This is a genomic window from Lysinibacillus sp. DFXJR4, from assembly GCF_057196045.1.
Genome location: NZ_JBXUNW010000001.1, coordinates 372,502 through 392,291, shown reverse-complemented (window position 1 = coordinate 392,291; position 19,790 = coordinate 372,502). Strand labels below are relative to the sequence as shown.

22 protein-coding genes are annotated in these 19,790 nt (G+C 39.0%); 6 read left to right on the top strand and 16 right to left on the bottom strand.

Annotated features, from left to right (window positions below; all coding sequences use genetic code 11):
• Positions 1-161: 161 nt before the first annotated feature.
• The 11 genes from lysA to AC2CGN_RS01840 form a co-directional block, all read right to left on the bottom strand.
• Positions 162-1,481 (bottom strand): diaminopimelate decarboxylase, encoded by a 1,320-nt coding sequence (gene lysA / locus AC2CGN_RS01890; protein WP_283871314.1) that lies wholly within the window; start codon positions 1,479-1,481, stop codon positions 162-164.
• 512 nt (positions 1,482-1,993) lie between these two features.
• The gene (locus AC2CGN_RS01885) at positions 1,994-3,442 is read right to left on the bottom strand and encodes a spore germination protein (protein ID WP_429980805.1); all 1,449 of its coding nucleotides are present in this window, start codon (positions 3,440-3,442) and stop codon (positions 1,994-1,996) included.
• A 15-nt stretch (positions 3,443-3,457) separates the two neighbouring features.
• Complete coding sequence (gene sigF, locus AC2CGN_RS01880) at positions 3,458-4,201, bottom strand: RNA polymerase sporulation sigma factor SigF (protein WP_376781219.1); 744 nt, start codon at positions 4,199-4,201, stop codon at positions 3,458-3,460.
• A gap of 58 nt (positions 4,202-4,259) precedes the next feature.
• On the bottom strand, positions 4,260-4,700 hold the full coding sequence (gene spoIIAB, locus AC2CGN_RS01875; protein WP_054772225.1) for an anti-sigma F factor: 441 nt from the start codon (positions 4,698-4,700) through the stop codon (positions 4,260-4,262).
• Entirely contained in the window at positions 4,693-5,046 is a 354-nt protein-coding gene (gene spoIIAA, locus AC2CGN_RS01870) for an anti-sigma F factor antagonist (RefSeq protein ID WP_286927097.1), read from the bottom strand. The genes spoIIAB and spoIIAA overlap by 8 nt, the downstream gene beginning before the upstream one ends.
• A gap of 329 nt (positions 5,047-5,375) precedes the next feature.
• Positions 5,376-6,626, bottom strand: a complete 1,251-nt coding sequence (locus tag AC2CGN_RS01865) for a thymidine phosphorylase (protein WP_484511765.1) — start codon at positions 6,624-6,626, stop codon at positions 5,376-5,378.
• A gap of 11 nt (positions 6,627-6,637) precedes the next feature.
• Positions 6,638-7,819, bottom strand: a complete 1,182-nt coding sequence (gene deoB / locus AC2CGN_RS01860; protein WP_286927095.1) for a phosphopentomutase — start codon at positions 7,817-7,819, stop codon at positions 6,638-6,640.
• Between the two features lie 90 nt (positions 7,820-7,909).
• Positions 7,910-8,812 (bottom strand): site-specific tyrosine recombinase XerD, encoded by a 903-nt coding sequence (gene xerD / locus AC2CGN_RS01855; protein WP_484511763.1) that lies wholly within the window; start codon positions 8,810-8,812, stop codon positions 7,910-7,912.
• Between the two features lie 173 nt (positions 8,813-8,985).
• Positions 8,986-9,450: a ferric iron uptake transcriptional regulator gene (gene fur / locus AC2CGN_RS01850; RefSeq protein WP_004232171.1), complete on the bottom strand. Its 465-nt coding sequence runs from the start codon at positions 9,448-9,450 to the stop codon at positions 8,986-8,988.
• 124 nt (positions 9,451-9,574) lie between these two features.
• Positions 9,575-10,087: a hypothetical protein gene (locus tag AC2CGN_RS01845; protein WP_286927093.1), complete on the bottom strand. Its 513-nt coding sequence runs from the start codon at positions 10,085-10,087 to the stop codon at positions 9,575-9,577.
• A 73-nt stretch (positions 10,088-10,160) separates the two neighbouring features.
• Positions 10,161-10,697: an NUDIX domain-containing protein gene (locus AC2CGN_RS01840; protein WP_286927092.1), complete on the bottom strand. Its 537-nt coding sequence runs from the start codon at positions 10,695-10,697 to the stop codon at positions 10,161-10,163.
• Positions 10,698-10,773: 76 nt separating this feature from the next.
• Here AC2CGN_RS01840 and AC2CGN_RS01835 point away from each other — a divergent pair, with 76 nt between their 5' ends.
• Positions 10,774-11,673 carry an aldo/keto reductase gene (locus tag AC2CGN_RS01835; protein WP_484511760.1) on the top strand — a complete coding sequence of 300 codons (900 nt, stop codon included), beginning with the start codon at positions 10,774-10,776 and terminating at the stop codon, positions 11,671-11,673.
• Positions 11,670-12,131: a VanZ family protein gene (locus AC2CGN_RS01830; RefSeq protein ID WP_484511758.1), complete on the top strand. Its 462-nt coding sequence runs from the start codon at positions 11,670-11,672 to the stop codon at positions 12,129-12,131. The genes AC2CGN_RS01835 and AC2CGN_RS01830 overlap by 4 nt, the downstream gene beginning before the upstream one ends.
• Positions 12,132-12,312: 181 nt before the next feature.
• On the opposite strand, the gene AC2CGN_RS01825 is transcribed toward AC2CGN_RS01830, so the two are convergent.
• A complete protein-coding gene (locus tag AC2CGN_RS01825; RefSeq protein ID WP_286927087.1) occupies positions 12,313-12,582 on the bottom strand; it encodes a YqkE family protein in 270 nt (89 codons plus the stop codon).
• A gap of 22 nt (positions 12,583-12,604) precedes the next feature.
• Entirely contained in the window at positions 12,605-13,789 is a 1,185-nt protein-coding gene (locus tag AC2CGN_RS01820) for an acetyl-CoA C-acetyltransferase (protein WP_484511755.1), read from the bottom strand.
• A gap of 204 nt (positions 13,790-13,993) precedes the next feature.
• Between AC2CGN_RS01820 and AC2CGN_RS01815 the strand changes: the two genes are divergently transcribed.
• Entirely contained in the window at positions 13,994-14,965 is a 972-nt protein-coding gene (locus tag AC2CGN_RS01815; protein WP_484511753.1) for an alpha/beta hydrolase, read from the top strand.
• A 797-nt stretch (positions 14,966-15,762) separates the two neighbouring features.
• Here the strand turns inward: AC2CGN_RS01815 and AC2CGN_RS01810 are convergent.
• The 3 genes from AC2CGN_RS01810 to sirA all read right to left on the bottom strand — a co-directional run bounded on the left by AC2CGN_RS01810 (position 15,763) and on the right by sirA (position 17,143).
• On the bottom strand, positions 15,763-16,266 hold the full coding sequence (locus tag AC2CGN_RS01810; protein ID WP_484511751.1) for an S-ribosylhomocysteine lyase: 504 nt from the start codon (positions 16,264-16,266) through the stop codon (positions 15,763-15,765).
• Positions 16,267-16,399: 133 nt separating this feature from the next.
• Complete coding sequence (locus tag AC2CGN_RS01805; RefSeq protein WP_004232154.1) at positions 16,400-16,618, bottom strand: YneF family protein; 219 nt, start codon at positions 16,616-16,618, stop codon at positions 16,400-16,402.
• Positions 16,619-16,717: 99 nt separating this feature from the next.
• A complete protein-coding gene (sirA, locus tag AC2CGN_RS01800) occupies positions 16,718-17,143 on the bottom strand; it encodes a sporulation inhibitor of replication protein SirA (protein ID WP_054772231.1) in 426 nt (141 codons plus the stop codon).
• Between the two features lie 353 nt (positions 17,144-17,496).
• On the opposite strand from sirA, the gene AC2CGN_RS01795 reads away from it, so the two are divergent.
• From AC2CGN_RS01795 to AC2CGN_RS01785, 3 genes are all read left to right on the top strand, one after another.
• Complete coding sequence (locus tag AC2CGN_RS01795; RefSeq protein WP_286927083.1) at positions 17,497-17,850, top strand: lmo0954 family membrane protein; 354 nt, start codon at positions 17,497-17,499, stop codon at positions 17,848-17,850.
• A 15-nt stretch (positions 17,851-17,865) separates the two neighbouring features.
• Positions 17,866-18,504 (top strand): PspA/IM30 family protein, encoded by a 639-nt coding sequence (locus AC2CGN_RS01790; protein ID WP_484511748.1) that lies wholly within the window; start codon positions 17,866-17,868, stop codon positions 18,502-18,504.
• Between the two features lie 174 nt (positions 18,505-18,678).
• The gene (locus tag AC2CGN_RS01785; protein WP_484511746.1) at positions 18,679-19,767 is read left to right on the top strand and encodes an alpha/beta fold hydrolase; all 1,089 of its coding nucleotides are present in this window, start codon (positions 18,679-18,681) and stop codon (positions 19,765-19,767) included.
• The last annotated feature ends 23 nt before the right edge of the window (positions 19,768-19,790 follow it).

Genomic DNA, 19,790 nt, shown 5'->3' with positions numbered 1-19,790 from the left:
TTGACTATCCTACACGATTTGTACTTTTACCGCAAGCCAATTTCTGTCTTACGAACCAGGTCCAAGTATTCCTTTAGACGCCAACACCCAATAAAGCACGCCCCACAATAAGATAAAAATTGAAATGGACGCTAGTAAAACCCATTTATTTTTCCTCAAATTTACTCACCCTTTTTTAACGTAAGCGGGAGATCGTTTTGTACAATATCTTCATAACTTTCACGTCGAATTGCTAATTGATGTTTACCATCTTCTACGAACACTACAGCTGGACGTGGAACACGATTGTAGTTACTTGCCATAGAATATCCATACGCGCCAGTACAGAAGATTGCTAATACATCTTCAGAAGCTGCCTCCTGAAGTTTTGCATCGATAATTAATTTATCACCGGATTCGCAAAGCTTCCCAGCCACTGTATAAGTCTCACTTTTTGGTTCACTTGCTTTACTTGCAATAACAGCCTCATATTTCGCTTCATATAGTGCTGGACGGATATTATCACTCATACCGCCATCTACAGCAATATATTTACGAACATCTGGCACTGTTTTTTGTGAACCAATTGTATAAAGAGATGTACCTGCATCACCTACAAGTGAGCGACCTGGTTCAATCCAAATTTCTGGCATTTTAAGTCCAAGTACAGTCGCTTTATTTTTGACGACTGTAATCATATCTTCAACATATACTTGTGGCTCAAGAGGTGCATCTTCTTCTGTATAACGAATTCCGAAGCCTCCTCCTAAGTTTAACACAGTACATGTAAAATCGTGAACCTTGTGCCAATCCGAAATTTTATCGATTAATTTTTCCCCCGCTAGGCCAAAGCCTGCTGTGTCAAAAATTTGTGAGCCAATATGGCAGTGTAAACCTAGAAGTTCTAAATATTGATGGTTAAAAGTTTGTTGGAAAGCTTCATCTGCTTGACCATTATTTAAATCGAAGCCAAATTTAGAATCCGCTTGACCAGTCGTAATAAAATCATGCGTATGTGCCTCAACACCCGGAGTGACACGCAGTAAAATACGCATTTTTTGTTGGCGGCGCTCTGAAATTTCTTTTAATAACTGAATTTCATAGAAATTATCCACGACAATACAACCAATTTTGGCATCAAAGGCTAGCTCTAACTCAGCCATGCTTTTATTATTACCATGGAAATGAATACGCTCAACAGGGAATCCAGCTTTTAACGCAGTAAATAATTCCCCTCCTGAAACTACATCTAACGATAAATTTTCCTCAGCCGCTAATTGGTAGACAGCTACACATGCAAAGGCCTTTGAAGCATAAGCTACTTCTGCTTTAACGCCCAGTTTTTTAAATGTATCAATAAAGCCGCGTGCACGCTTACGAATAAGCGCAGTATCGTACACAAATAAAGGTGTGCCATATTCTTTTGCAAGCTCTAGTGTATCTACCTGTCCTATTGTTAAATGACCTTTTTCAGAAATTGCTTGTGTCCCATATAAATGCATGTGCATCTCTCCCTTTTCACATCGTTCCATCCTGTGATACATCACATGAACATTTTAAAATTATACTTGAGTATAATTTTATTTCGTTTGTTTGAATGCTTCAATACTTTTAAAGCTTTCAAACAATCCTTCATGTTTATCTCCGTTCACAAATTTGTATTGAATAAATCAATTTCGCCTTGGCGTAATTGCGTCTGGATTTTGAATTGTACCTGTACAATTCATTCCTTTGAAAATCCGTGACATCCGCCGGAGGCTTTATCTTCATTCAGTGGTGTTTGGACATCGACTGAAAAGGAACCAAAATTGCATCATCTCTCTACTGTAGAGGTGGGAGTCTTCTATATCTGCTGCTACGCTTATGCGCATAAAACCTTTGCCGCTTTACTTTCGATACAAAAAACATTTACTGAATGAAGATAAACCATTTGTTGTATGAAGATAATTTTTGCAAAAATCACAAAATACTATATGTGAACTTTATCACATGAAAAAAACGAGTGCAACGGCTCCTATGATCTTTTTCGCTGCTTGGAATCGACTACATAAGGTCTTAAGGCATCTTCTGTCATTGGGAAACGGACAAGCACGCGAAGCATAGCCTTTGGAAAGAACGGAATAAGCGGCCATAAATAGGGCGCTTGCATTGGACGTAATGAACATAAATACGTAAATAATAGAAAAATACCTATGAATAACCCATTCACACCCCAAATTCCAGTCATTATTATCAACACTAGTCTAAAGAGTTTAATGGAGATACCGAGCTCATATGATGGAATAATAAAAGTTAGAATAGCGGAAACGGCTGTATATAACACTACCTCTGACGAGAAAAGCCCAACATCAATTGCAATCTGACCGATAATTACACCCGCAACTAACCCCATCGCAGTGGATAATGGTGATGGGGTATGAATGGCGGCCATCCTCAAAAATTCTATCCCTATATCTCCAATAAGTACTTGTAGTAAAAGTGGGATATGGGATTTTTCCTTTGCACCTAAAAAGGATAATGCATCGGGTAATAAAGATGGATTCGTTGCAAATACATACCATAAAGGTAATAAAAGTAAGCCCATTATTGCCCCAAAATACCTCATAAAACGAACAAACGTTCCAATCAATGGAGCCTGTCTATACTCTTCTGCATGCTGTAGTAAATGAAAAACTGTTGCAGGTACAATAATTACAGAAGGAGACGTATCGACAATAATGGCGATATGGCCCTCAAGTAAATGCGCTGCAGTAATATCTGGTCGTTCCGTATAACGGACAAAAGGAATTGGATGAAACTTTTGTTTAAACAACCATTCTTCTAGGGATTTATCAGTCATCGTCAAGCCATCATGATGAATTTGTCCTATGCGCTGTCGCAATTTATCGAGCGTTTCATCATTCGCAATACCCTTTATAAACACTAGTGCGACATCGGTTTGACCGATTTCGGATATTTTATGTAGCTCGAAACGTAAATTGCTATTGCGAATTCGCCGACGAATCAAAGCGGCATTTTGTGAAATACCTTCAATAAAACCATCCCTAGATCCCCGAATCACTTTTTCATTGTCAGGCTCCTCAGGTGTACGTCCTGGATAGCTTCGAATCTCTGCAACATAGCCGTAACCACTTTTAGTTATAAAGACTACTTGTCCACTTAATATGGCTAATAAAATAGCTTCACGTTTTGTTTCCTCTGAACGACCTTGGTAATTGAAATAGGCTTCAAAATATTCCTTTTCATCCTCAATGTCAACATCCTCTTCAGGCAACATATTTGATAGTAATTGCGTTAACACTATCCCATCAACAAGTCCACTTATATATGCACAAAGAACCGGCAAATCTTTGACAAATACATGCTTGATTGAAACGTCAAATGATTCGCCGTCACCAAATTGCTCATTAAGAAAATTTTCGGCTTCTTCTAAGCTGTTAAAAAGTTTATCTTTATCTGTCATGCTGTCACCATTTTCTTAGTTGTCTTTTTTTAGTTCTTCCTCTTCTATAGTGGCACTTGTGGCCATCCAGGTTTTTAATTGGGCAAGAATCTTTTTCTCTAAACGTGATACCTGCACTTGTGATATACCCAACCTATTGGCAATCTCTGTTTGGGTACAATCCGAGAAATAGCGCAAATAGATGATCGATTGCTCTCGTGGATCAAGTCTCGTTAATACCTCTTTAAGCGGAATATAATCAAAAGGCTGTTCAGATTTTTCATCCTTCATTTGATCCATTAATGTAATGGAATCTCCTTCACTTTCATACAATTGTTCATGTAAGGAAGCAGGATCTCTCAGAGCATCTGAAGCTGTAATAATCTCCTCAGCCGTGACACCAAGTACCTGAGCTAATTCATGAATGGTAGGTGGGTGCTCATTGTTTTTAATGAACTCATCTGTTGCGTGACGAATTTTAAAATTTAATTCCCGAATTGAGCGACTCACCTTCACCATCCCATCATCCCTTAGAAAGCGCTGGATTTCACCGATAATCATCGGTACTGCATAAGTCGAAAATTTCACATCATACGTTAAATCGAATTTATCCACGGATTTCATAAGACCTATACAGCCAATTTGAAATAAATCCTCAAGCTCCACGCCTCTAGTCGTAAAGCGTTGTACGATGGACCACACAAGTCTCGTATTTCCTTCTATCATACGTTTACGAGCCTCATGATCGCCCTGCTGCGCACGTGCAATTAAATCACGCATTTCTTCCTGTGACAATAGCTTATCGGACGACTGTTCTAACGGCTTCACAACCCCTACCTCACATTACCGGTGTGCGAACCGAGTAAAATTTCTTGGTAAATGTAACCGTTGTGCCCTCTTGCCATTTAGACATTACTGTTAATTGATCAGAAAAACTATCCATGATTGTGAAGCCCATACCTGAACGCTCTAATGCGCTTTTCGTGGTAAATAACGGCTCCATTGCACGGCTCACATCTTCTATACCAGTACCTTTATCCATAACAGACACAGTAACAATATCATCCTCACGCTTTGCATGAACTGTAACAACGCCTTTTCCATCCTCTTCATAGCCATGAATAATCGCATTGGAAACAGCCTCTGAAACAACTGTTTTAAATTCAGATAGCTCATCAATTGTTGGATCTAATTGTGCGATAAAGCCCGTTACAGCTACACGTGCCAAAGCTTCATTTTCACTAATTGCTAAAAAAGTTAATGTCATTTCATTATCCATTTACAATCCCCCTAACTCGTTCAATCGCTTCTTCTTCTGTTGCATCCATCATCCATGGTCCTAGACCTGAAAATTGAAATACTTTTCGCATTGTCGGCGATGGATTTAATAAAATTGTTCGACCAGCCACTGCTTCTAACTCCCGCATCCGACCAAGTACTAAACCTACACCTGAGCTATCCATAAAGGAAAGTCCCTCTAGGTTCCAAATAATTGTCGATACAGCTCCTTGAAAAATGGCTGTAGAAATTTTTGCTCGAATTTGCTCTACCGCATGATGATCGAGCTCCCCAAATAACCGTATTACCACAGTCTCTTTTGTTACCATTTCTAATTGAAAATGCATGAACATCGCCTCCTCCTCGTGCAATTCCACATTTGACGTGGTGATTCCTTGCGGCTGACAGAACTAGTGCAAAGTCTTCCGAAATAGTGTCAAATCGACATACTGATAGCTTTTTAGGTTAAGTGCAGTATGGGATAAATCAACAATTTTTAAACGCAATCGACGTTTAATTCTTGAGTAAGTGAATCTATCCGTCATTTTGGCTCTTTTATCCATCTGTTTATTTAATCTATCCATTGATTCATTGAGTCTATCCGCCACTTTAGCCCTTCTAACATAATAAAAAGCGAGAACCCCCCTTCCTAAAGAGAGTTCTCGCTTCATATTATTTATGCAATTGTAAAAGCTTTCTGTACTTTATCCATTGCTTCCACATCAATTTCGCGATTTGAATATAAATAAGCAATCGCCTCGCCCTTACTTACATGATCACCTTTTTTGGCAAGCAATTGGATACCCGCGTCGTAATCAAGCTCTGATTCCTTTGTTAATCGACCCGCACCAAGGGAAACACTAGCTTCACCGATTAACAGGGCATTAATTGTTGCTATAGTGCCTTCAGCAGGCGCTTTGACAGCTACTTTATTCATTGTATCTTTTTGCACAATATCTTCCAAATCGCCGCCCTGTGCCACAATAAATTCTTCAAATTTTGCCGCTGCTGAACCGTCCTCTAACACACGCTTCACGGCTGCTGTTGCCTCTGGTTCATTTACACCAGCTGCAACCTGATACATTAATGAGGAGATGATTATACTTTCCTCAAGTAGATCCTCATGTGTCTCATCCATATGACCTTTAAGTAACGCATAAGCCTCAACTACTTCTAGCTTATTTCCAATCATTTTACCTAACGGATTATCCATATCGCTTATATGAGCAACAACTTTTCGTCCTAGCTTTTCACCAATTGCAGTCATCGTGTCAGCTAAAACTTGAGCTTCCTGTTCCGTCTTCATAAATGCTCCTGAACCGCATTTAACATCTAATACAATGCCGTCCGCACCACTTGCAATTTTCTTACTCATAATTGATGCTGCAATTAGCGGAATAGAATCGACAGTACCTGTCACATCCCGCAACGCATATAGCTTTTTGTCAGCAGGGACAAGATTACCTGTCTGACCAGCCACCGCAATTTTATGTTTATTGACATTGTCGATAAATTCCTGTGAGGAAAGCTCCGTCTTAAGCCCTCGAATAGATTCTAATTTATCGATCGTTCCCCCAGTGATCCCCAGACCCTTACCACTAAATTTTGCTACTGGAATACCTAATGCAGCAATTATTGGTGTAACAATAAGTGTAACTTTATCACCTACTCCACCAGTTGAGTGTTTGTCTATTTTAAAGCCTTCAATAGATGTTAAATCAATTACATCACCGGAATCTATCATTGCCTTTGTTAAATAAAATGTTTCATCATCTGTCATACCCAATAAACGAATTGCCATTAATAAAGAGCTTGCTTGATAGTCAGGGATTGAACCAGTAGTATAGCCTTCAACGAAATACTGAATTTCAGCCTGTGATAGCTCCTTGCCTTGTTTTTTCTTTTCAAACAGCTGTGCCATATTCATACGAAAACCCCCTATTTCAGTTCATTTAAGAAACTTTTACCGAATGCTGGTGCTTCAACGTTGAAGTTTTCAGCAATTGTAGCTGCAATATCTGCAAACGTTTCGCGCAGAGCAAGCTCACGTCCACCATTAAAACGTGGTGAATAGATAATTAATGGTACAAATTCACGTGTATGATCTGTACCATGGAATGTTGGATCATTTCCGTGGTCGGCTGTAATAATTAGCAAATCATCCTCTGTCATTGCCTCGGTAATTTCTGGTAATCGTGCATCGAATTCCTGTAATGCATTTCCATAGCCTAATGGATCACGTCGATGTCCGAAATTGGCATCAAAGTCTACTAGGTTTAAGAAGCTGATCCCGTGGAAATTACGGCGCACAACCTCCGCAAATTTATCCATACCATCCATATTATTTTTCGTACGAACTGCATCTGTGACACCTTCACCGTTGAAAATATCAGAGATTTTGCCGATAGCGATTACATCAAAGCCTGCATCCTTTAATACATTCATCGTTGTACGACCAAAAGGCTTTAACGCGTAGTCATGACGATTAGATGTACGTGTGAAGTTCCCAGGCGTACCGATAAATGGACGGGCTATAACACGACCAACTAAATATTCTGGTTGAAGCGTTAGCTCACGTGCAATTTCACAAATTTTATAGAGCTCCTCCACAGGAATAATTTCTTCATGTGCAGCAATTTGCAGAACTGGGTCTGCTGAGGTATAAACAATTATGGCACCTGTCTCCATATGCTCCTTACCAAAGTCCTCGATGACTTGTGTACCACTTGCAGGTTTGTTGCACAGTACTTTACGGCCTGTGCGTTTTTCGAGCTCTGCAATCAATTCTGCAGGGAACCCTTCCGGATACACTTTAAAGGGTTTATCAATATTTAGTCCCATGATTTCCCAATGACCTGTCATTGTATCTTTACCAACTGATGCTTCCTGCATTTTTCCATAGTATGCTTTTGGTTCTACTGCTGCCTGCATACCTTGTAGTGGTTCAATATTCGCTAAGCCCAAAGCCTCCATATGTGGCATTGTAAGCCCATTCATTTTTTCAGCGATATGACCAAGTGTATGTGCACCAACATCGCCAAAGTTTGCTGCGTCTGGAGCTTCACCAATTCCCACTGAGTCCAAAACTACTACATGAATTTTATTAAATGGTTTATTCATAATTGTTGCCTCCTAATCTCATGACTCTATTTTACCAAAAAAAAGTGAAAAATAAAGGTCAGACATCCGACTAACATACAATTTACATTCTTAAGCTCGTGGATGAAACTGCTTATAAACTTCTGATAGTCTTGTTTTACTAATATGTGTATAGATTTGTGTTGTGGAAATATCCGCATGACCAAGCATCTCCTGCACGGCCCGTAAATCCGCACCGTTTTCTACTAAATGCGTGGCAAATGAATGACGCAATGTGTGTGGCGTTAATTCATGTTGGATGCCTGCCTTTAAAGCATGCTCCTTCATTAATTTCCAACAACCCTGTCTTGTTAAACGTTTCCCTCGTTGATTGATAAAAAAAGCATCGGTTTTTGGGTATTTTCCTTGTAATTGACCACGAGCACTATTTAAATAGTGATTTAATGCAGAAAGAGCGCTTTTTCCAAGGGGGATAATACGCTCCTTTCCTCCCTTACCGAAAACACGGACAAAGCCCATTGTTAGATGAATATCTGATAAGTCCAATGCAATTAGCTCACTAATTCGCATCCCTGAGCCATATAACAATTCCAGCATAGCCACATCACGCACACCCTGGGGCTTGCTGCGATTAGGTGCCATTAATAATGCTTCAATTTCTTCAATAGAAAGGATATTTGGTAGCTTTTGCTCAATTGTTGGCATTTCTAAATGCACTGTTGGGTCTGTATCAGCACGCTTTTCTCGCAGTAAAAATTGGTGGAAGCTACGGATAGAGGAGATATGGCGGGCAACGGTACGACTTGTCTTCCCCTGCATGCGTAATTGCTCCAAATGACGTAAAATGATTGTTCTCTCCACCTTGCGGAAATCTGACATTGCCTCAACTTCCTGCAAAAAACTCACATACGTTTCTAAATCTCGGCGATAGGATGCTAAAGTATTGTCAGATAACTGCCGTTCAACTTGGATAAAATGGATGTAATCCTCTATTGCATATTGAAATTCATTCATCACAACGCCCCCTCTAACTGTCAATTATTCTCTATTTTAGCATGCATCCAAAAATTGTGCTTAAATGCCCACCTGAACCATTCATCCATCTCTCATGGAGTGGCTATGTAGGCAAAAAACAAAAAACTGCCCGATTCAATCTAGAACTTAAGATTAAAACAGACAGTTTCTTGTTATTTTTCTTCATTCGATTCGTCGTTTTTATCATGACAGCGCCAGCAAATGCCGTGGAAAGTTAGTCGGTGATCCTTAATGATAAAGTTCCAACGCTTTTCAACAACAGCTTCCACATCTTCAAGTAAATCTTCCTGAATTTCATCTACCGCACCACATTCGATACAAACCAGATGATGGTGGAAATGCGCAGCACCCTCTTGGCGTAAATCATAGCGTGATACGCCATCGCCAAAGTTGATTTTGTCGACAATTTTGAGCTCAGTTAGTAATTCTAACGTTCTATAGACAGTGGCTAGGCCAATCTCAGGTGCCTTTTCTTTTACTAAAAGATACACATCTTCTGCACTTAAGTGGTCTTCTTCGTGCTCAAGCAGTACAGCAACTGTTGCTTCTCGCTGCGGCGTCAGCTTGTAACTTGCACTATGCAACTGTTTTTTTATTCGGTCAATTCGGCTCTCCATGTGACGCCCCCCTAAACTCTTTCCATTATACCAAAGGAGTAAATCCTATTACAAGATAGTGAATAGATTTCAAATATGCTTTTGCAAGTTTTTACATCATGCTAACTTTGTGAATGTGAACCTATTATTTTAATACATATGAAATAACAATAAACTCAGCCACTATTATGATGAAAAACGCAACAAAATTCAACAAAATTGTCCGACCAGGTACCATTTTCCCGATTTTTCGCTTTGACCAAGCAGGTACAAGTAAATTGCATAGGATTAGCAACAATATACAATAGATGAGCTGAAATGGAAACCACCAAATCGTATAAACCCAAAAAGCTTCAAGTTTTTGTAATAAAAAAACAGAACTAAAGCCAAAAAAGGTTGCACGTATCGCCACTGTTACACGTACTAACACCTTTAAGACACTATGGGTAGCCAGCAATAATACAAGAGCTATTGAAACGGCAACTGGTAGTACTAATCGAAATATAGAATGCCTGTCCCCATCTGCTAAACGAGGTTCTATAAATAATATAAAAGGCTCCGCATTCGGTCCACCGATAATATGAAAGAAGATAACGCCACAAACAAAGCTCACAGCTATAATGGAAGAGTGATAAAATATAGACACCGTACGAGACATAAACATGCTCCTTTTCTATCAAGGTTTGTACAGCTTATGCTCGTCCGTCTCTATTATGCTAAAGATTATTTTCTTATTGTGTCGCAAGCCAAAGTACTGCAAACGCTGTTTTAGCATCATATATACGCTCATCTACAATCATCTGTTGGGCTTCTTCCAACGAAACTTCTAATAATTCGACAAACTCATCTTCATCTAAATCTGCTTTATTGTCAATTTTATATAAATCTTTTGCAATAAAAAGATGAATCACCTCATCTGCAAAGCCTGGAGAAGTTGCGAATGTTTGTAAAAAGGTAAAGCTTTGAGCACCGTAGCCCGTTTCCTCCTCTAACTCACGACGTGCTGTCACTATTGGCTCCTCACCAGGTTCAAGCTTCCCAGCTGGAATTTCAATAATGGACCGTTCAAGTGCTTTACGATACTGCTCTACTAACACTAATTTACCCTCAGCAGTAACAGCAATCACCGCTACAGCTCCTGGATGCTTAATAATTTCACGTTTCGCCACCTGTCCATTTGGTAATGTGACATCATCAATTTGTAGCTTCACAATTTTTCCGTCATAAATAGCTGTAGTCTTTATTGTTTTTTCCTCAAACTTTTTCATTGACGATTACCTCGCTTGTTCTTCAGATATGTTCATTGTACCATTACAGATAGAGAAATCGAAGGAGGTCATTCACATGAAAAAAAGACAGCTTGGTTCTAGTGAATTATTTATTTCTGAAATCAGTTTAGGAGGTATGTCTCTTTCGACAGATAAGAAAAAGGCTACTGGTATTATCGATATGGCACTGGATGCCGGCATTAATTATGTCGATACAGCCGATTTATATGATTTTGGGGAAAATGAGGAAATGATTGGCACAATTTTAGGGAAACGTCGTCAGGATGTTATCGTAGCTACGAAGGTAGGTAATCGATGGACGGAAGGCAAAGAAGGATGGCATTGGGATGCATCACCTTCCTATATAAAGGAAGCTGTGCGCGCTAGCTTGAAACGACTTGGTACTGATTATATAGATGTTTATCAGCTACATGGTGGTACCTTTGAGGATGATTGGGATGGAATCATAGAGACTTTTGAAGATTTAAAAACAGATGGTCTAATCAGAGAATATGGTATTTCATCTATTCGACCAAATGTACTGAAACGTTTTTTACCAGCAAGCTCAGCGAAAAGTGTTATGATGCAATATAGTGCCTTGGATCGTCGTCCAGAGGAATGGCTCGATTTTATCGCTAAAGAAGGTGCCTCTGTTGTAACTCGTGGCACTGTTGCAAAGGGTTTACTAACGAATAGCTGGCAAGAGCGTTTGCAGCACGGTAGCGGCTTTAACACATACACAACTGAGGAATTAACAACAGCACTAACAAACTTAGCCTCACATTATCATGATTTACATGCACTAGCCATTGCCTTTAATCTAAAGGAATCTGCTATCGCCTCAACTGTGATTGGTGCAAGCTCTCAGGAACAGCTAGCACAAACTCTAGCTGCCTATGAAAAAATAGATTACATCACTGACTTTACAGTAGCCAACGAGCTAACAAAAGCGGAACTCTATTTAGAACACCGATGAAGAAATGGCTTGTCTTGGTAGTATTTTTGTTGGTGCTTATTATTTCATCTAGCATGACCTATGAGCAGCAAAGCATACTTCCAGAATTAGAGGATATCTTAGCAAATAAACCCTTTGAGAAACAATTATCTTTATTACACATTCCCTATTGGGATACGGTCGTTTCTGTGGAAGAGCGTGGTTATTTTAAATTTGTAGAGTTTTTAATTCGAAAACTAACGCATTTTATGGGATTTGGTTGCATTGCACTTGGAATTTACTTTGCATGGGGCAAACGTCGATTTCCGGCATTAGTCGCAATTGTAGGAACAGCTATCATTGCCATACTTGATGAGTTTCGTCAAAGCTTTACACCAGGACGAATGATGAGTGGGCAGGATGTCCTTGTCGATACAGCTGGCGCCATTGTTTTTGTGGGTATTGTTGTGTTTGTTAAGAATTTAAGAAAACATCGTTAAACTCGCCAGAATCTTATGGTGTACTGAAAAATGTATCACTAGCTCCCACACTTCAAAAAAAGCGTTTGAAATCCTATTTTTATGAATTTTTCTAAACAATTGAAACAAATGTTGCTAAAAACACAAAAGCTCTTTATAAACATAAAAACAGTGAACCCGCATGTGGATTCACTGTTTTCTTTTAAAATTTTGAGCCTTTATCGCCGTATTCGTTTAGGAGCTCTTCAAACGATTTGTTCTTTTCACGCTGCTTGCGCTCAAAGGCTAGTTTGGCTTGGCGTTCTTCTTCAGCAGCCTGCTCCTTCGCTGCTAAATCCTGTTTAGCTGCCTTTAACTTAGCAAGCACATCTCCACCGAGCTGATCCGCTAAGGTCATGGCCTCCTGCTTTGGTAAAGTAGCTGTCAAACTACCATCCATACGTTGCTGTTGCTGTTTTCGTTTTTTACCCATTACTTTCACCTTCTTACTGTCATCAAGGGCGTTTAACAATTGTTGCTACACCTTGACCCCCACCAATACAGAGGGTAGCAAGACCTGTTTTGGCATTAGTCTTTTCCATCTCATGTAAAAGTGTTACTAAAATACGTGCTCCACTTGCACCAATTGGGTGACCAAGGGCAATTGCTCCCCCATTGACATTTAGTTTATCATGATTAAAGCCTAATTCGCGATCGACAGCTATGGATTGTGCTGCAAATGCTTCATTAGCTTCAATTAAATCAATTGCTTCTAAAGAAACATCAGCCTTTGCCAATGCTTTCTTTACGGCTGTGACAGGTCCAGTTCCCATAATGGCTGGGTCAACACCTGCACTTGCATTTGCGGCAATTAATGCCATCGGTTGAATGCCTAACGCTTCTGCTTTTTCTTTTGACATAACAACAACTGCTGCTGCGCCATCATTAATGCCAGATGCATTGGCTGCTGTTACTGATCCATCCTTCTTAAAGGCAGGACGTAATTTGGATAGAGACTCTGCTGTCACACCTTTACGAGGGAATTCATCTTTATCAAAAACAATTGACTCTCCCTTACGCTGAGGTATTTCCACAGCGACGATTTCATCATTAAATTTCCCTGCCTCAATAGCTGCTTCTGCACGCTGTTGTGAACGTGCCGCAAAAGCATCTTGCTCTTCTCGAGAAATCTCATAGGCATCACATAAATTTTCTGCGGTAATGCCCATATGGTAATCATTAAATGCACACCATAGACCGTCATGAATCATTGTATCGACAACCTTCTGATCTCCCATACGGAAGCCTTCACGAGCATTTTTTAAGACATATGGTGCTTGACTCATATTTTCAAAGCCACCTGCCACGATAATATCTGCGTCTCCTGCTAAAATGGCCTGTGTCGCTAAATGCACCGCTTTTAAGCCAGAGCCACACACCTTATTAATCGTTAGCGCAGATACCTCATGTGGTAACCCTGCTGCAATGGCTGCTTGGCGAGCTGGATTTTGACCAAGTCCTGCCGATAAAACATTCCCCATAATAACCTCGTCGACTTGTTCGCCTGCTACCCCAGCACGCGTCAATGCTTCTTTAATGACAATACTGCCTAAAGTTGTCGCTGGTATGTCCTTTAATGCTCCTTGAAAAGAGCCAATCGCTGTACGTACAGCACTTACGATTACTACCTCGTTTGCCATATCCATTCTCCCCTTTTCCCCATTCAAAAATCAACACTGCTGCATATGCTACTAGCAGATATGTATATTTTAACAAATGTTTTGACGATTTTCGATAATAGAAATAATCGCAGTTTTGCCGAAGTTATTGTAAAATGTTGACGTGTTTTAAACAATCTTAGTTGGGAACATTACAAATAGAAACAGGACGTGGAGGTGCTAATCATGAAGAAGAAAATGCTATTATTGTCAGGTATTACAACGACGCTTGCCGCTGCAGCAACAGGACTGTTCGGCTTTGCGCTTTCAAATAAATTGATGTACATTCAACAAAAGGACCCCGAGTTTGTACGTGAACGGGAAACTACAGCTAAACGCTTTGACGAAGCTTGGTACAATAAAAATTTAAAATGTGAATTAAATATTGATTCACCTAATGGCTATACAATTCGAGGTACTATGTTTCAGCCATTAGAAACCGATAACACCATCATTATTTGCCATGGCGTAACAGAAAATAAAATCAACTCTGTCAAATATGCTCGACTTTTTGAACGACTCGGATACAATTCTGTCATTTTTGATCATCGTCGCCATGGGGAGTCCGGAGGTAAAACAACTAGCTATGGCTATTATGAGAAAAATGACTTGGATGCCGTGGTGAAAACGGTCAAGGCGATGATTGGAGAAAATGCGATTCTTGGTATTCATGGGGAATCAATGGGTGCTGCAACAATGCTCCTTTATGCAGGAACAATAGAGGATGGTGCAGATTTCTATATTTCAGATTGTGCCTTTTCTGATTTTTCCATGCTCCTTCGACAAATTGCCAAAACAGAATTTAAGTACGGCTCTATTATTCCCATTCGCTTTGCAGATTTTTTTATTCGATTGCGTGATGGCTATTCCTTTAAAAGTGTGACACCAGCTGAAGCAGTCACAAATATTAAAAAGCCCATACTCTTTATCCATAGTATTCCTGATACATTTATTCCTGCTTCTATGTCACTGGACTTATACAATAAAAAGACTGGTCCTAAGAAATTAAAGCTATTTGATACAGGAGCCCATGCTCAATCCTTTAATGAAAATATGGCTGAATATGAGGATTTAATTCATGATTTTTTAGAAAGCTTCATTTATCAGAAAATGAATCGTGAATCTTCCTCCTCAAATGTTATTCCATTTCATTTTTAAAAATAGAAAACCTTGCGTGATAAATTCACGCAAGGTTTCATGTTGTTGAAATACTATTATGTCAATGACATCAAGGTGACAAATTAAAAAGTATAGCCTTTTTTCAAAACGAGGGGTTGATCTCCGTTCCGACTGAGTGCTTTCCTGGGGGCGTCCGATGAGCCGCTTCACTCGCGTTGCTCGCTCCAGGGTCTCATCTGTGACGCTGAATCCCCGAGGAGTCACTCAGTCTACACTCCAATCAACCATTGCTCATAGTATTTTCTATCGGCATTTCACATAAATATGTAGTGATAATTTGAAGTCTTAACCATCACTATTTTGCGCAATAGTGGAGCTTTGATAACATTTTTCTATGCAAAAACAGAGTGACAGCAAAAAGTGGCTTTATGTAAAGCAACAAAGTGATTCTATACATAAAGTGTAGGACAACAACTATAGAATTGTGCTATTATATCCATTTAATGATGGTGGGTAATATACTTTTACTTTACTTTTGATGGAAGTGAATATTAAAAGTTCTACACTATTATTGATTGGAGTGCAAGGCTACTCGACTCCCGTGGGATAGTGAGACAGACGAGACCCTGCACGGAGCGTCAGCGCAGGAAGCGGCTCGTCGCTCGCCCACAGGAAGCTTTGCTCTGTGCGAAAGCGAAGCGACAGCAACAAAGCGAGTAGCCTGGAACGGAAATCACCTTCTTTTGACTTAGTAGTCTTCGCAAAGAGTCCCTTGACCATTTAGTTTTTCAACACTGTGAAACCTTGCGTGATAAATTTCACGCAAGGTTTATTTTTTATTCAGCAAAAACGATATGCCATTCATCACGTTTTGCTAAAAATTCTTTAGCTAATGCTTGTGCTCCTTCCAAGCTATGGCTTGCTGCCCAGCCACATTGCACCTCATTACATGCAGGAACCGCAGTTGCCTTTGTTACATCCGTAAATGTCTTTTCTAATATATCTAATAAATCCTCGTAATCATTATGATTAATCAATGATACATAAAAGCCTGTTTGACAACCCATTGGGCTAAAATCAACAATTTGATCTGAATAATTGCGAATAATGTCAGCCGATAAATGCTCCAAGGAATGTAATGCAGGCATTTCCATATGCTCTTTATTAGGCTGCTTCAAGCGAATATCGTATTTATACACTTCATCGCCATTTTTTCCTGATTTAACACCAGCTAAACGAACATACGGTGCTTTTACCTTCGTATGATCTAAATCAAAACTCTCAACATTTGTTTTTTCTTTCTGCAATGCACACAACTCCTTTAAATAGATTAAATCCATTATAACTAGTTTTCCGATAGAATTGTATGATTTTTATGAATTATAGAAAATATTTAGCAAATAAGAACTCTGGCTTAAAAAATGAAAAAACAACTAGCCAGGCTTGGACTAGTTGCTCTTTATAAAATGCTACTTATTTTTGGAACTTATTCATTTGTGCCATCATTTGACGTACTTGCTTTTCAGACGGCGTACGACCCATCTGCGCCATCATCATACGAATCATTTGCTCATTAATAGGTGGGTTTTCTTTTAAATATTTCATCATAGCTTGACGAGCGAAATAGAAACCAAGTGCCGCTCCCGCTGCTAATGCGATAATTACGATAATAATCCAGCCCCATGTAGGCATACAACCAACCTCCTCCACTACAATATACCGAGAAAAAACTCTCCACGCTCCATTATACACCAAATGATAGCGTGTTACTATATATTGTAGCGAATTTTGCTAGTGCATTGTATACTTCATAGGCTTTAGCCATCCACACTCATTATCCTGTTTATTGAAGGCAATAAAACGCTCACTCATCTTCGCAAGCATCTGGAAAAGATCTAAATCGAGCATTCTGGATCCTTCACAGTAGACACAAATTTTACGTTCCACCAAATAGATAGCCATTTTCCCCTTTATAGGATGTTCTAAAAATAAGGCATTACGAGCTCTTTCTAAATGTGCATATTTGGAATCTAGTTGCACCTCTAGCATCGCAGCAATTTCATCGAAGCGAACAGATTCACATATATAGGCAAGCTCTTTTAAGGATTTCTCGTTAGCATCTTCGCAGCCCTGCATCATCTCTAATAACTTTCGTTCTCTACCGAAAATAAATGTTAAATGCTCTTCTTTTATTTTATATATGGAATAGGTTCTCACCAGAAATCCTCCTTCGTTCAAGTTTCTTTTTCATAAGTATAGCTCAAGCAACCTCCTTAATTTGTCAAACGAAGGAGGTATTCATCTTCTATTTTTGTCGAAAACCTTCTAGTTTCGGATCTATCAATGACATTATGACAGAACACAGTGTAAAGCCATTTTTAGCATGAATAAGTTGCCATATGACTGTGAAACTAGCTCATTTTTCCCCCATTATTGATTATAAAAGCCTTTATAGCAGGAGCTTAGACTGTTCTCAGCCTCAAGACCTAGAGTAAAATCAATTTCCAGTCCGTTTTAGAAGAGCTTTAGGAAAGGTACTATAAAGGTACAAACGAAAGGAGCTAAAACATATGAGAAAATTTCTTCTATTAACAGGAGGCATCGTTGCAGCATGTGTAGCACTTGCCTTAATCGGACCACTAGCAGGGTTACTATTTTCGGGGTTATTTGTAGCACTTGGTATGCACTTCTACATCGCAAGCAAATCAACATTTGGCAAAATCATTTGGTTCACAGTGGGTCTGATTGGTGTTCTTTCAGCCGTATCTAATATCCCAGCAATGATCGGATTAGCGGCGATCGCTATCATCTACGTGATCTATAAAAAATGGAATAACGAAGATGTTAAAATTCCAACAATTGAAGCAAAAGAAGAAGATCCGTTTACAAACTTTGAAAAAGAATGGTCAAACTTAACAAAATAAAAGGAGAGAGATTACATGAACTTATTTCAACGCTTTAAATATACAATAGAGGCGGACTTACATCAGGCATTTGATAAAAAGGAACAGAAAAATCCAATTGCCATGCTAAATCAATATATTCGCGAGGCAGAAAAACAAACGGAGCAAACAGGAACATTATTAGAGCGTCAAGGCCAACTAAAGGAAAAATTGGAGCAGGAGCTGAAACAAAACGCTGAGCTACTTAATAAGCGTGAAGCGCAACTAAAATTGGCTAGTAATAGCGGTGAACAGGATTTAATCGACTTTGCTACTGATGAGGTTGCTGCTTACACGGCACGAAATAATACATTACAAGCTAGTATTGAAGCAAGTACACGTGAGTACTTCGAGCTTGAGCGTAAATTTGAAACGATGAAGCACAAAATTAAAGATATGAAAGTGCGTCAATTACAGCTAATGGGCAAAGAAAACGTAACACGTGCGCACCATCAAATGGATGGTATGCTTGCTAAAAACAATAAAACGAACTTTGAGGATTTAGAAGCCTATATCGACAAGCTTGCTTACCAAATCGATAAAGATCATGAAGTCACTACTTTTGAGGCACGTCTTGCTCAGTTAGAAAAAAAAGCAGCGGAAGAAAACGCACCACTACTAATCGAAAATAAATAACATGGTATAATATAAAGAAATAAGGGATGCCTCTATTAGGAAGCATCCCATTTCTTTGAAGAAAAACTACTAAGGAAAACTAAATATACTTCAGTCAGAGGTTGTTGATTCATAACTCCTAAGTGACTGAATAAAGGAATTTTTATGATGAAAAACAGAAAGTGGTTTAGTCATATGATTAAAATATGTCTTTTTGCTTTTATTATACTTCTATTATTTGCACTTATATTATTCGGTTATCGTTTTATTGCCCAACAGCGTATTCATCAAAAAAGTGCTGAAATTATCGAAAATGGCGGTATTAGTGAGCTCAAAGAAATAGCGGTCAATGGAGATAAACAGTTTATCTTAGTGGAAGGGCAAGATAAGGAGAAGCCCTTTTGTTTATTCCTTCATGGCGGGCCAGGCTCTCCGTTTCCTTATGGTGTAAGTGCTCGAACATTGTATCCAGAAATAACTGAGAATTGTGTCGCCGTCTATTACGATCAGAGAGGTTCAGGGAAAAGCTATAATAAGGAACTATCTGTTACTACCATGAATCTATCTCAATTTACAGAAGACGCTAATCATATCGTTGATTATATTAGAGAGCATTACCAGCAGGAAAAAATCTTTATCATTGGTCAATCCTTTGGTACGATAATTGGTACTCAATTAGTGGCTAAATATCCCGAGAAATTCCACGCCTATTTAGGAATTGCTCAAATAACTGATATTATTAAAGGGCAGGAACTCGGTTATAGCTGGTTAAAAAATGAGGCCCAAGCAAATGACGATGAGAAAACACTGCGCATTTTAGAGGATTTAGGAAAGGGGCCTTATCTAGCAGAGGATGAGGATCGATTTAGTGACCTAATTAATCGATTTAAAGGAATGAATTATTTTGATGAGACGATAGAAAAGGTTAATCTTTTTGATTTAATAAAAGGAGCTTTTACTTCACCAGATTACTCTTTACGGGATCTTTATAAGGCATTTATCTCTGGGCCTCAATTTAGTCTTGTTAAAAGCAAGTCATTAAAAGAAGAAATTATCCATACAAATTTTTTTGATACGATAAAAAGGATAGATGTACCCGTTTACATCATTCATGGTAAATATGATAAACAGGCAAATTATGAATTGGCAAAACAATATTACGAGCTTTTAGATGTGCCAAGTGGTAAGGAATTTATTACATTGGAGCACTCTGCCCATTACCCAAATCAGCTCGATTCACCAATCATAAATGACACAATTAAAAAAATGCTAGAAAAACATTAACTTTGATTTTTAGAGAAGTTCGG